Source organism: Sphingomonas sp., assembly GCF_031380695.1.
Taxonomy (GTDB): domain Bacteria; phylum Pseudomonadota; class Alphaproteobacteria; order Sphingomonadales; family Sphingomonadaceae; genus Sphingomicrobium.
In genome coordinates this window covers 1-13,176 of record NZ_JANMWY010000259.1, presented here as the reverse complement: position 1 = coordinate 13,176, position 13,176 = coordinate 1, and the positions used below count along the sequence as shown (strand labels likewise).

Genomic DNA, 13,176 nt, shown 5'->3' with positions numbered 1-13,176 from the left:
CCTATTAGCAGAGGTCCTGCTTCCCTATCGCACGCCCTGCCCCTATCTGCCGCATATGGCAAACCACTCCCCACCCCGTTCGACAAGGTCAAGGTCGTCGCCGAGAACCGGCGGGCGCGGTACGACTATTATGTCGAGGAGCGGTACGAGGTCGGGATCGAGCTCAAGGGGACCGAGGTCAAGGCGCTGCGGGTCGGCGAGGGGTCGATCGCGGAGAGCTACGCGATGGTCGAGGCCGACGAGGTGTTCCTCGTCAACTCGTCCATCCCCGAATACAGCCACGGCAACCGCCTCAACCACGAGCCCCGGCGCAAGCGCAAGCTACTGCTCAAGGCTCGCGAAATCGGAAAACTCTATGGCGCGATCAACCGCCAGGGGCTGACCCTCGTGCCGCTGTCGATCTATTTCAACTCGGCCGGACGGGCCAAGGTCGAACTCGCTATCGCGCGCGGCAAGAAGGCGCACGACAAGCGCGAGGTCGAGAAGGAACGCGACTGGAAACGCGAGCAGGGCCGCCTGCTGCGCCATGACGTCTGACCCGGTGGGGCGCGTTACCAGTTGGCTGAAGAGCCATATCCCGACGCGCGAGACGATCGCCGACAATCGCCTGTTGCGCCCCTTTGCGAAGCAGATCACTCGACCCAATCTGTGGCATATGAACCACCGCTCGGTGCCGCGCGCGGTCGCGCTCGGGCTAGGCGTTGGCGTCATCATCCCGTTCATGCACACCGTCGTCGCCGCGCTACTGGCGGTGCCGGCCCGCGCCAATATCGCCATCGCCGCCGCGACAACGCTGGTGGTCAACCCGCTGACCATCCCGCCGATGTATTGGCTGGCGCTCCAGATCGGGCGCTGGGAACTCAGCCGGGGGGCCAACATCGATGCTGCGGCTGCCGCACAAGTATCCGGCGAACTGGCTAAATTCCTGTTCCTCGTGAAGCGCGAGTCCGGCCCGCTGGCGCTCGGCATCCTGACCATCTCGGTCAGCGCGGCGGCGATCGGTTATGTCGCCAGCGCCTTTTTCTGGCGGCGCTGGGTCACCAGCAAATATCGCGCCCGCCGGACTGTTCGCCGGATCGCTCGCCACCGTTCGTCGATCTAGCCTTGCCGTTGGTCGAGCGTGCGCGCGCGATCGGCGGAACATGTCTAGTTGCCAGGGATTATCCTGAAATCCTTGGAGTTTCACGCATGACCCGGTTCGTCCTCGCGCTTGCCGCCACGACCATCCTCGCGGGCAGCGGCACGGTTGCCGCAATGGCCAAGATGCCGCGCGCCGCCACCGCCTCTCCATCCCACAAGAGCCGCGCCCAGATCGGCAGCTACGGTTTCGATGCCGCCGGAATGGACCCCGCCATTGCCCCGGGCGACGATTTCTACGGCCACGTCAACGGCAAGTGGGCCAAGGCCACTCCGATCCCGGCTGACAAGTCCAATTACGGCTCGTTCAACATGCTCCAGGACTTGTCCGACTCACGCACCCACGAACTGCTGGATACCGCGTCCAAGGACCCTTCGTCGAAGATCGGTCGCGCCTATGCGACGTATCTCGATACTGCCGCGATCGAAGCCAAGGGCCTCGCTCCGATCAAGCCATGGCTCGCCCGGGTTGAAGCGCTGTCGTCGAAGGACGGCTATGCCGCCCTGCTCGCCGAAGCCTCCCGCAACGGCGTCGGCGGCCCGTTCGGCAGCGGCGTCAGTCAGGATGACAAGAACCCCGACGTCTACGCCGTCGATCTCTACCAGGCCGGCCTCGGGATGCCCGACCGCGACTATTACCTCAGCGTCGACCCGAAACTGGTCGAAACCAAGACTGCTTACGTCAAGCATATCGCGAACATGCTGACCCTCGCCAACCAGCCCGACGCCGCCGCTCGCGCCCAAGCCCTGGTCGAGTTCGAGACCGGCATCGCCAAGGTCAGCTGGACCCGTATCGACAGCCGCGACGCCGACAAGCGATATAACCGCATGGCGCTAACCGATCTTCAGCGGACCGCCCCCGGTTTCGATTTCGCTGGCTGGTTCAAGGCCGACGGCCTGCCGGTCGATGCGGTTATCGTAGCGCAGCCCAGCGCCATCACCGGCATCGCCGCGCTGGTCGGCGCGACCCCGCTGCGGGTGCTCAAGGATCAGTTGCTCACCCGCTCACTCGACGGGTTTGCCGATGTCCTGCCCAGAGCGTTCGACCAAGAGCAGTTCGCGTTCCACGGTACCGTCCTGTCGGGCACCCCGCAGCAGGAGCCGCGCTGGCAACGTGCGGTTGGCTTCACCAACGGCGCGCTGACCGACGACGTCTCCAAAGTCTATGTCGCCAAATATTTCCCGCCCGCGACCAAGGCGGCGGCCGACAAGCTCGTCGTCAACATCATCGCCGCGATGCACGACCGCATTTCAAATCTCGACTGGATGGCCCCGCCAACCAAAATCAAGGCGCAGGCCAAGCTGGCCGCCTTTACCCCGCGCATCGGCTATCCGTCGCAGTGGCGCGACTATGGTGCACTCGATATCGTCGGCGGCGACGCCTTCGGCAATAATCTGCGCGCCAATCAGTGGGACCATGACTTTAACCGCGCGAAGCTCGGCAAGCCGATCTACCGCTGGGAGTGGGGTATGACCCCCATGACGGTCAACGCCCAAGCCAACCCGACGCTGGTTGCGATTACCTTCCCGGCGGCGATCCTCCAGCCGCCGTTCTTCGATCCCAAGGCCGACCCGGCGATCAACTATGGCGGCATCGGCGCGGTCATCGGCCACGAGATGAGCCATCATTTCGACGATCAGGGCTCGAAGTTCGACGCGCACGGCAAGCTGACTCAGTGGTGGACCGACGCCGACATCGCCGCCTTCAAACGGCTCAGCGCCAACCTCGTCGCTCAATATGACGCTTACGAGCCCTTGCCCGGAATGCACGTCAAGGGCGCGCTGACGCTGGGCGAAAACAGCGCCGACCTCGCCGGGCTCAACGCCGCCTATGACGCCTATCATCGCTCGCTCGGCGGCAAGAAGGCGCCGATCATCGATGGCACGACCGGTGACCAGCGCTTCTATCTCGGCTGGGCGCAGGTCTGGCGGCGCAACTATCGCGAGGCCAATCTGCGCCAGCGCCTGCTGACCGATCCGCATGCCCCGTCGGAGCAGCGCAGCGACATCGTCCGCAACCTCGATCCGTGGGTTCCGGCATTCGGCGCGAAGCCCGGTCAGAAGCTTTACCTTGCGCCAAAGAAACGGGTGCGTATCTGGTAAGGGGTGCAACACCGCCAGCTCGCCCCGCTTGACGCGCATCTGCTCGACCAAGGCCCGTTCGATGGCGGGCCGCGCTGGCTGATCCCGGCGCTGGTCGCGGCGGCGGCGGCAAGTGGCGCGCTGCTATTTTGGGCGGTCGGGGCGAGCGGGTTCGCGCTGCTCTTCTTCGCCGGCTTCGTCGCCATGCTAGTCGCGCTGTTCGTCATCGAGCGGCACACGGCGCGAATTCCGGATGCCCCGGCGGTCGCCGTTCCCGACTTGCCGTTGGTCGGCGCAACGCTCGCCCTGCTCAGCGAAGCCGCCGCGCTGACCGACGGCGACGGTCGGCTCCTAGTCGCCAATGCCGCCTTCCAGGCGCGCTTTGCCGACGCCGCGACTCCGCTGGATCTGGGCAGCGACGACGCCGGCCGCGCCGCGCTCGACGAAGCGCGCGGCCGCGCCTGGCGCGACGGCGCGGCTACGCTTAGCCTCGACGAGCATTCGCCGGTCGAAATTGGTCGCGCCGGCGCACGCGGCGATATGCTGCTGTGGCGCTTTCCCAAACACGCCGCGCCCGACCGGCAGACTGTCGCCGCCCGCCGCATCGCTGGCGCTATGGGGGAGAGCTTGGCGGTCGCCGGCGTGCTCGCCGCGCTGGTCGATCGTGACGGCCGCCTCCACGCCAGCAACCGCCCGTTCGTCGACCGCGCACTGGGCAGCAGCGACAGCGGCGAGGCACCCCGCCTCACCGACCTCGTCGAGCCGGTCGATTCGGGTCACGTCCGCCTGCGTGCAGAGGGCGAGAATGGCACCCTGCTCCAGCTCGTCCACGTCCCGCTCGATCCCGACAGCGACGATGGCACGGGCACTGTCCTGCTGTTCGACCGCCAGCAAATCCAGACCACCAGCGGGGGCGGCGGCGGTGCCAACCTTCAGGCGCTGCTCGACGTGCTCCCCGTCGGCCTCGCGCTGGTCGACCGCGACGGTCGCTTCATCACCGGCAACAAGGCGTTCCGCACCGCCGGCGGCCTGACCGGCGACGAGCTGCCCTCCTACCCCAGCGACCTCGTGGTCAAGGAGGACAAGGGCGCGGTTGCCGATGCCGTCCGCCGTAACGCGCGCGGCCCAGCGATGTCGGGCGATCTCGCCGTGCGCCTCGCCCACCAGACCGCCGAGCCGGTGGCAATGACCATCGCCGGCCTGCGTGGGCTGGGCGACGCCGCCGTGCTCCTCCTGCTCAAGGACAATAGCGAGGAGGCCAAGCTCAAGCGCCAGGTCGCGCAGGCGACCAAGATGCAGGCGGTCGGCCAGCTTGCCGGCGGTGTCGCGCACGACTTCAACAATATCCTGACCGCGATCATCGGCCACTGCGACCTGATGCTGATGCGCCATACTCCTGGCGATAGCGACTACGACGACATTCAGCAGATTCGCAGCAACTCGAACCGCGCCGCCGGCCTGACGCGTCAGCTGCTCGCCTTCTCGCGCCAGCAGACGCTGCGCCCGCAGATCCTGCAGCTGCCCGACGTCGTCTCGGAAGTCTCGCACCTGCTCAAACGCCTGCTCGGCGAGACGGTCGAGCTGGTCCTCAAGCATGGCCGTGACCTCGGCGCCGTCCGCGCCGACCCCGGCCAGCTCGAGCAGGTCATCGTCAACCTCGCCGTCAACGCCCGCGACGCCATGCTCGAGAAGGGCGGCGGCATCCTCACCATCCAGACCTATCCCGTTCGCGCCGACCAGGTTGCCGAACTCGGCAGCGACATCCTTCCTGTCGCCGATTACTCCGCCTTCTCGCTCGACGACACAGGCACCGGCATCCCGCCGGCGATCCTCGGCAAGGTGTTCGAGCCATTCTTCACTACCAAGGAGGTCGGCAAGGGCACCGGCCTCGGCCTGTCGACCGTTTACGGCATCGTCAAACAGTCGGGCGGATTCATCTTTGCCGACTCGGCGGTCGGAAAGGGGACTCGCTTCACCATCTACCTTCCTGTCCACGCGGCCGAAAAACCCGCCCGCACCAAGGCCGTTGCCAAGCCCAAGGACGGCGAGCTGTGGGGCACCGGCACCGTCCTGCTGGTCGAGGACGAGCCAATGGTCCGTACCGTCGCCGAGCGCGCGCTGACCCGCCACGGCTACACGGTGCTGACTGCCGCCAACGGTGAAGAGGCGCTCGAAGTGCTCGACAGGGGCGAACCGATCGTCCTGCTGATCAGCGATGTCGTCATGCCGCTGATGGACGGGCCGACCATGGTCCGCATCGCCCGCAAGTCGCGTCCAACACTGCCGATCCTGTTCATGTCGGGCTATGCCGAGGAGCAATTGCGCAAGTCGATCGACATCGACAATGTCGCTTTTCTGCCAAAACCTTTTTCCGTGCAGGAGCTTGCCGAGGCGGCACGGAAGGTTCTGGCCGCGAAATAAACTTTCTTGCGCCGCCCGTTTCCGTCGCTATTGCAATCTCTTGTGACCAAGCAGCACATCATCCTGATCGTCGAGGACGAGCCTCTCATCGCGATGATGCTGGAGGATTTTCTCGATTCGCTCGGCCATAAGGTCAAGGGGATTTGCGAGACGGTCAGCGAAGCACGCGACGCGGTCGACGCCGGCGGGTTCGATCTCGCCATCCTCGACGTCAACCTCAAGGGCGAAAATATCTGGCCGGTCGCCAGCGAGATGCGCGCGCGCGGCATCCCGTTCGTCATCGCCTCGGGCGGCCATGTCGATCCGCCCCCGGCCGAGTTCGCGCAGGTACCGATGATCGACAAGCCCTACACCATCGACCGTGTCACCCCGGCGATCATGGACGCGCTCGCGGGTTAGTCCCGGGCGCTTGCTTCACCCTGCGCTTCTTCATCGCCCGCCATGCCGAGACGGTCTACAACGCGAACGCGCGAATGCAGGGCCAGATGGGCCACACCCCGCTCACCCGCACCGGCATCGCCCAGGCCGAGGCGATGGGCTTGGCGCTTGCGGCGCTGATCGATCCCGCCGAGCCGCTCGACCTGTGGTCCTCGCCCTCCGGCCGCACGCTGCAGACGGTCGGGATCGTCGCTGAACACCTCGGCCGCGACTATTTCGACATCCGCACCGACCCATGCCTGCTGGAGATCGACGTCGGTAAATGGCAGGGGCGGCGCTACGCCGACATCGTCGCAGAACAGGGCGAAATTCTGGACCGCCAGCGCCGTCTGTTCACCGTCACCGCGCCGGGAGGCGAGACCTATGTCCAGATCGCCGCGCGGCTGGGCGAATGGCTCGCCGCGCTCGACCCGAACCGCGATATCCTGCTGATCAGCCACGGCCAGACTCTGCGCGTCCTGCGCGGCCTCCTGGCCGGCGGCGAACCGTTCCGCGACACCGTCGTCGCCGCAGACGCACCGCAGGGCACGATCTTCCTGATCGAGGATGGCCAACAGCAGATCCTGCACGCGGGGCAGGGCCATCGACCTACCGCGGCCTGACCGCTAGACCACCGAATTGAACCGCCCGAATGCTGGCCGCGGTAGTCGCTCGAACACGCTCGCCGGATCGCCACGGCCAAGCGTGCAGATGAAATTGCTCTTGATCGTGGTGCCGTCGAAGAACGCCGCGTCGACACCCGCATTGTCGAACCCAGACATCGGCCCGGTATCGAAGCCCAGCGCCCGCGCCGCCAGCATTAGATAGGCCCCCTGCAGCGAGCTGTTGCGCATCGCCGTCACCGCGATCATGGCGTCGTTGCCGGTGAACCAGCTCTTCGCATCGGCGTGCGGGAACAGTTCGGGCAGCAACTCGTAAAATGCCATGTCCATCCCGATGATTGCGGTCACCGGTGCCGACATGATCTTCTTGCCATTGGCTGCCGAGGCCAGTCCGGCGAGTTGCTCCCTGGCCTCAGTGCTGCGCGCCCAAACGATCCGCGCCGGCAGGCAGTTGGCCGAGGTCGGACCATATTTCATCACTTCCCAGATCGCAGCCAAATCGGCGTCGGTGACCGGGGCATCGGTGAAGCGATTATAGCTGCGGGCGTTGCGGAATAGCTGATCGAGCGAGCAGTCGTCGAGAGCGGGCAAGGCAGGTCTCCTGTTCGATGCGTGACTGTGTTTGAATTTGAACGGAGCGTGGCAGGTCGCTGCGCGTCTTGCACTTTGTTTCCGATGTGTGTCCATCGAGTGGACGCAGCCTCCTGTCCGAACGCGTGATGCCGACATTTTGTCTGCGATGGCCGAGCGCTGCAATCAATTGTATGGGCCAACCCTGAACCAGGGAGGGATCATCATGAGTGGATTTCGCGAATTTATCGCCAAGGGTAACGTGCTCGATCTCGCCGTCGCAGTGATCATCGGCGCAGCCTTCGCCAAGATCGTGACCAGCCTGACCGAGGACATCATCATGCCGGTCATCGGCGCGGTCTTCGGCGGTATCGATTTCTCGAGCCATTACCTGCTGTTGAAGCCGATCCCGGCCACCTATCACGGGCCGATGACCTATGCCGGGCTGAAGACTGCCGGGCTGCCGGTGCTTGGCTGGGGGGCGTTTATCACTGCGGCAGTCAGCTTCATTATCCTCGCCTACATCATCTATCTGATGGTCAAGGCGGCAACCCGCGTGATGCCGGCCGCAGAAGCTGAAGTCGTAGCCCCGACTGACGAACTCATCGCCTTGCGCGAGATCAGGGACGAACTGAAGAAGCGCGTTTAAGCGCGAGGGCGAGGGGGCAGCATGCGACTGCTGCCCCCTTCCCAATTGGCGATTGGTAGCCTCGCACGTCGCAAATCACGCAAACCCTCTTTTTTCTGTCCTACAGCCCCCGACCTGTGTCAGCCTCTGCCGACTCGCCGCCATCGTTTCGACGGACCGCGATCGCGATTGGTTGCGGAAGGAAAGCATCACTGACGTCTGCCGAGTACCGGCTTCTTGCCCTTTTATCGCGTTCAAACCCCGATACCGTGTGAACTTGTGTCAACTTTGAAGCCTCCGTTCGGGTTTCGCTAGCGATGCGCGGGTCGCCCTGTTAGGATCATCACTGCTCGGCCCCCTGTTCGGGAAGGCCCCCGGATGAAAGCGTTTTTTCCACGGTCACGGCCGCCCGTTTGGGCACTCAATAACACTAATCACGCACCCTATGTTCCTGACTTGTTCTACAGGAACAGATGATGTACGTATGTCACATCGCCGAACCGCTCGGACGGCCATATTGACGAAGGAACAGGGACCATGGCAGCCAATTTGAAAGTCGTAGCGGGTGGAGAAAAAGTGAGCACGGACCGGGAAAAGGCATTGGAAGCCGCCCTCGCGCAGATCGATCGCGCGTTCGGCAAGGGTTCCGCGATGAAGCTGGGTAGCCGCGAACTGGTCGAGATCGAGACCGTCTCGACTGGCAGCCTCGGGCTCGACATCGCGCTCGGCGTCGGTGGCCTACCGCGCGGCCGCGTGATCGAGGTTTATGGCCCGGAAAGCTCGGGCAAGACGACGCTTGCACTGCATGTCATCGCCGAAGCGCAGAAGGTCGGCGGGACCGCCGCTTTCGTCGACGCCGAACATGCGCTCGACCCGTCCTATGCCAAGAAACTAGGTGTCGATATCGACAACCTAATCGTGTCGCAGCCCGATACTGGAGAGCAGGCGCTCGAAATCGTTGATACGCTGGTCCGCTCGAACGCGATCGACGTTCTTGTAATCGACTCGGTCGCCGCGCTGGTTCCACGGGCCGAGATCGAGGGCGAGATGGGCGACAGCCATGTCGGCCTCCAGGCGCGCCTGATGAGCCAGTCATTGCGCAAGCTGACCGGATCGATCAGCCGCTCCAAGTGCATCGTCATCTTCATCAACCAGCTGCGCATGAAGATCGGCGTGATGTACGGCAATCCCGAAACCACGACCGGCGGCAATGCGCTCAAATTCTACGCTTCGGTCCGGCTCGACATCCGCCGCACGGGACAGATCAAGGATCGCGACGACATCGTCGGCAACACCACCCGGGTGAAGGTCGTCAAGAACAAGGTCGCCCCGCCGTTCAAGCAGGTCGAGTTCGACATCATGTACGGCCAGGGCATCTCCAAGGTCGGCGAAATCCTTGACCTTGGCGTCAAGGCCGGAATCGTCGAGAAGTCGGGCGCCTGGTTCAGCTACGATTCGATCCGCATCGGTCAGGGCCGCGAGAATTCCAAGACCTACCTTGTCGAGAACCCAGACATCGCCGCGCGCATCGAAAATGCCGTGCGCGGCAAGAAGGATGAGGTCGGCGAGGCGCTGATGACTGGGTCGGAGCCCGACGAGGACTAGCTGAACTGGTCGGCTGTTGCGGCGAGTGGTTGCAACAGCTGGCCGCGCTCGGTGACGAGCACGAGCAGCAGCGCCACGCCGCCGCACAATAGGATGCCCACCAGAAACGGGTGGATCGTTCCGTCGAAGGCCTGGCCGATGACGAGTCCGATCAGCGCGCCGCCGATAGTGCTCGCGACGCCCTGGACCGACGCGGCGGTTCCCGCAATCTCGCCCATATTGGTCATCGCCAGGGTCGAAAAATTGGATGCGCACAGGGCAAAGCTGATCATTAGCAGTCCCTGCAGTAGCATGAACAGCAGCAGTGTCTCCTGGCCGCGCTCGGCAACGATCCAGTGGAGAACGGCGATAGCGCAAAAGCCGATCAGTCCGGCATGGCCGACCCGGCGCAGCCCGAAGTGTTCGACGATCCTGCTGTTCGTGAACGCGGCCAGCAGCATCGGCGTCGCGACTCCGGCGAAGACCAGCGGCAGCATCGACGGCGCCTGGAAGACATCGGCGACGATCTGCTGGATCGACGCGATATAGGCGACGAGCGCACCCGAAAGTGTCGCGGTCGCAAGGGTATAGCCGACCGCCAGCCGATCGCCGACGACATGGCGGACCGCGTCGACGATCGACGCCAACTCCAGCGACCGACGATATTCGGGATGGAGCGTCTCCGGTAGTCGCACCATCCCCCACGCCAAAATAGCGGCCGCGTAGACAGCGAGCAGGACAAAGATCATCGGCCACGGCGCGAACCCCAGCACCGCCTGTCCGAACGACGGGGCGACGATCGGGACGACCATGAACACCATGAACACCAGGCTCATCACCCGGGCCATCGCCTCGCCCTTGAACAGGTCGCGAACGATCGCGGTGACCAGCACCCGAGTCGAGGCCGACGCCGCGCCCATCGCCACGCGCGCCGCGATCAGGACCGTGAAGCTGGGTGCTGCGGCACAGACCAGGCTGAACGCGATGAACAGCGAGACACCGATCGCCATGATCGGCCGCCGCCCATAGCGGTCGGCGATCGGTCCCCACAGCATCTGTCCGAACCCGAACCCCAGCATGTAGCTGACTATAATCAACTGCCGCTGATTCTCCTCGGTCACGCCCAGGCTCTGGCCGATCGCCGGCAACGCGGGGAGCATCGCGTCAATGCCGATCGCGTTGAGCGCCATCAGCGCCGCGAGCAGGATCACGCTTTCGCGGCGACCGAGACGGCTTGCCGTCGCGGCGGAGGAGTGGGAAACGAGCATCGCGAGCCTCTACGCCGGTTGGCTTCGCAGTTGCAACATATTGGGTCGGGCGATCGGAATGGAAACCGCCATGCGAACGATGTCACGCCGATCGATGCTTGCCGGGACGACCATCACCGGCGGCACCGCGCTCGCGGGCCTGAACCAGCCCGCGCGCGCCGCCGTCGCCGACACTGTAACACTGTCCCCAATCCCGCTGCCACTGCCGATCGGCCAGCCCGAACGCCTCGCCCGCCTCGCCACCGCCCGCGCGCTGATGCAGCGCCACGGCATCGGCGCGATCGTCGTCGAGCCGGGGGCCAGCCTCGACTATTTCACCGGCGTGCAGTGGTGGCGGTCGGAGCGGCTGACCGCGGCGGTCATCCCGGTCCACGGCGACCCGATCGTCGTCACGCCCTTCTTCGAACGCCCGTCGATCGCCGAAAGCCTCGCCATTCCGGCCGAGATCCGCACCTGGAACGAGGATGAGGAGCCGCTCAAGCTGGTCGCCGACTTCCTGCGCGAGCGCGGCCTCGCCGGCGAGCCGATCGGAATCGAGGAAACCAACCGCTATTTCATCGTCGATCGCCTCCGCCTACATCTCCCGGTCGCCCGCATCGTCAGCGCCAATTCGGTGGTGCGCGGTTGCCGCATGCACAAGACCGTCGCCGAACTGGCGTGCATGCAGGCCGCGTCCGACATCACCGTCGCCGCCTTCCGCCACGTCGCGCCGCTGGTGAAGGCCGGGATGACCCGCGATGATCTCGACGCGATGATCGGCGCCACGACGCGCGCGATGGGCGGTGCCTATGACGGCGGGCTGGTGCTGGTCGGGGAGGCGACCGCCTATCCGCACGGCAGCCACAAGCCGCAAATCGTCGCGCGCGGATCGAACATCTTGTTCGACTGTGGCTGCGCGGTGCATGGCTATCAATCGGACATTTCTCGCAGCTTCGTGTGGGGCGCCGACCCCACGCCGGACCAGCGCAAGGTGTGGGACCAGGTCGCGCGCGGCCAGCAGATCGCGAATGCTGCAGCGAAAGTCGGTGCGCCAGCCGGGAGCGTCGACGACGCCGTCCGCGCCGCCTACACCAGTTGGGGCTATGGCCCCGGCTACAAGCTGCCGGGACTGTCACATCGCACCGGGCACGGCATCGGCATGGAAGGCCACGAGCCGGTAAACCTAGTTCATGGCGAAATGACCAAGCTCGACGTCGGGATGTGCTTCTCCGACGAGCCGGGCATCTACATCCCCGGCAAGTTCGGCATCCGGCTCGAGGATTGCTTCCACATCACCGAAGCCGGCCCGCGCTTCTTCAGCGAGCCACCGCGCTCTATCGATCAGCCGGTCTAGGTTTCGACTTTGCCCAATCCACCACAATGGGCGACCAGTAGCGGCGACGTCTGGGCCGAACGCTGGTTACAACTCGACCGTGGGCTGGCCGGAGTCGCCGAACATCTCGATCCAGCCATTCTCGCGGCTGCACCAGCGGCACCGTTTCGCGCCTTGGACATCGGCTGCGGTGCCGGATCGACCAGCCTGTCGCTGGCCATAGCCCGTCCCGATGCGGCGATTGTCGCCTGCGACCTGTCGCCGTCACTCGTACAGATTGCCGAGAAGCGGCTCGTCGGCACCGCCGCAACAACGATGCTCGGCGATGCGGAAGACGTTGCCGGTCGCGAAGGACCATTCGACCTGTTTTTCTCGCGCCACGGCGTGATGTTTTTTGACGATCCACCTGCCGCCTTCCGAACCTTTCGACAGTCAGCCAGCCCAGGTGCATCGCTGATTTTCTCCTGTTTCGAGGACTGGCTCGCCAACGCGTGGGCGTCCGAACTCACGTCGGCGGCGGCAGGAAGTCAGGTCGATCCTCCGGGGCACGAGCCGAGCGGGTTCGCCTTCGCGGATCCGGACTATGCGCGGTCGATCCTGGACTCCGCCGGTTGGACCGGCGCGACCCGGCAATCGTTCCAGTTCCGCTACGTCGCCGGAAGCGGCGCGGGGGCGGTCGACGAGGCCTTGTCGTTGCTGTGTGCCATCGGCCCGGCGTCGCTAATCCTGCGCGACCTCGACGAATCCGGGCGCGACCAGGCAGTGCAGCGGATGCGGGCGGTGATAGAGCGCCATTTCAACGGGAGTGAAGTCGCCTTCCCGGCGGCCGCCGTAATCTGGTCTGTCCAAGCCTAGGCCCTCTTCTCACTTCCAGGCGGGGGCGGCGGCTTGTGCGATGGGGCGGGCTTGGCGTCGATGTCCGGGCTAAGTTCGGGGTCGAGCGCGCCTTCCCATTTGGCGACCGCGACCGAGGCCACGGCATTGCCGACGACGTTGGTCGCGCTCCGCCCCATGTCGAGGAAATGGTCGACCGCCAGGATCAGCAGCAGCCCCGCCTCGGGGATGTGGAACAGCGGCAGGGTCGCCGCGATCACCACCAGGCTTGCGCGCGGCACCCCGGCGATCCCCTTCGAG

Annotated in this window: 13 protein-coding genes; 10 read left to right on the top strand and 3 right to left on the bottom strand. The window is 65.1% G+C overall.

Annotated elements, in window-relative coordinates; genetic code table 11:
- Nucleotides 1–3: 3 nt before the first annotated feature.
- From smpB to RMN84_RS09415, 6 genes are all read left to right on the top strand, one after another.
- On the top strand, nt 4–537 hold the full coding sequence (gene smpB / locus RMN84_RS09440; protein WP_309611921.1) for an SsrA-binding protein SmpB: 534 nt from the start codon (nt 4–6) through the stop codon (nt 535–537).
- Nucleotides 527–1,102, top strand: a complete 576-nt coding sequence (locus RMN84_RS09435; RefSeq protein WP_309611917.1) for a DUF2062 domain-containing protein — start codon at nt 527–529, stop codon at nt 1,100–1,102. The genes smpB and RMN84_RS09435 overlap by 11 nt, the downstream gene beginning before the upstream one ends.
- 86 nt (nt 1,103–1,188) lie before the next feature.
- Nucleotides 1,189–3,240, top strand: coding sequence for a M13 family metallopeptidase (locus tag RMN84_RS09430; protein ID WP_309611916.1), 2,052 nt, complete (start codon nt 1,189–1,191; stop codon nt 3,238–3,240).
- Nucleotides 3,241–3,318: 78 nt separating this feature from the next.
- Nucleotides 3,319–5,640 (top strand): response regulator, encoded by a 2,322-nt coding sequence (locus RMN84_RS09425; protein WP_309611920.1) that lies wholly within the window; start codon nt 3,319–3,321, stop codon nt 5,638–5,640.
- 42 nt (nt 5,641–5,682) lie between these two features.
- On the top strand, nt 5,683–6,039 hold the full coding sequence (locus RMN84_RS09420) for a response regulator (RefSeq protein WP_309611915.1): 357 nt from the start codon (nt 5,683–5,685) through the stop codon (nt 6,037–6,039).
- Between the two features lie 20 nt (nt 6,040–6,059).
- The gene (locus RMN84_RS09415) at nt 6,060–6,680 is read left to right on the top strand and encodes a histidine phosphatase family protein (RefSeq protein WP_309611919.1); all 621 of its coding nucleotides are present in this window, start codon (nt 6,060–6,062) and stop codon (nt 6,678–6,680) included.
- A 3-nt stretch (nt 6,681–6,683) separates the two neighbouring features.
- Here the strand turns inward: RMN84_RS09415 and RMN84_RS09410 are convergent, their stop codons facing one another.
- Nucleotides 6,684–7,271 (bottom strand): malonic semialdehyde reductase, encoded by a 588-nt coding sequence (locus RMN84_RS09410; protein ID WP_309611914.1) that lies wholly within the window; start codon nt 7,269–7,271, stop codon nt 6,684–6,686.
- 202 nt (nt 7,272–7,473) lie between these two features.
- Here RMN84_RS09410 and mscL point away from each other — a divergent pair, with 202 nt between their 5' ends.
- Together mscL and recA are read left to right on the top strand one after the other, a co-directional pair.
- On the top strand, nt 7,474–7,899 hold the full coding sequence (gene mscL, locus RMN84_RS09405; protein ID WP_309611918.1) for a large conductance mechanosensitive channel protein MscL: 426 nt from the start codon (nt 7,474–7,476) through the stop codon (nt 7,897–7,899).
- Nucleotides 7,900–8,415: 516 nt separating this feature from the next.
- The gene (recA, locus tag RMN84_RS09400) at nt 8,416–9,483 is read left to right on the top strand and encodes a recombinase RecA (RefSeq protein ID WP_309611913.1); all 1,068 of its coding nucleotides are present in this window, start codon (nt 8,416–8,418) and stop codon (nt 9,481–9,483) included.
- On the opposite strand, the gene RMN84_RS09395 is transcribed toward recA, so the two are convergent.
- Nucleotides 9,480–10,730: a multidrug effflux MFS transporter gene (locus RMN84_RS09395; protein ID WP_309611912.1), complete on the bottom strand. Its 1,251-nt coding sequence runs from the start codon at nt 10,728–10,730 to the stop codon at nt 9,480–9,482. The genes recA and RMN84_RS09395 overlap by 4 nt on opposite strands.
- Before the next feature lie 70 nt (nt 10,731–10,800).
- Between RMN84_RS09395 and RMN84_RS09390 the strand changes: the two genes are divergently transcribed.
- Together RMN84_RS09390 and RMN84_RS09385 are read left to right on the top strand one after the other, a co-directional pair.
- Complete coding sequence (locus RMN84_RS09390) at nt 10,801–12,063, top strand: Xaa-Pro peptidase family protein (RefSeq protein WP_309611911.1); 1,263 nt, start codon at nt 10,801–10,803, stop codon at nt 12,061–12,063.
- Nucleotides 12,064–12,072: 9 nt separating this feature from the next.
- The gene (locus RMN84_RS09385; protein ID WP_309611910.1) at nt 12,073–12,897 is read left to right on the top strand and encodes a methyltransferase domain-containing protein; all 825 of its coding nucleotides are present in this window, start codon (nt 12,073–12,075) and stop codon (nt 12,895–12,897) included.
- On the opposite strand, the gene RMN84_RS09380 is transcribed toward RMN84_RS09385, so the two are convergent.
- Nucleotides 12,894–13,176, bottom strand: a 283-nt coding sequence (locus RMN84_RS09380; RefSeq protein WP_309611909.1) for a cation:dicarboxylate symporter family transporter, incomplete at its 5' end; no start/stop codon positions are given. The genes RMN84_RS09385 and RMN84_RS09380 overlap by 4 nt on opposite strands.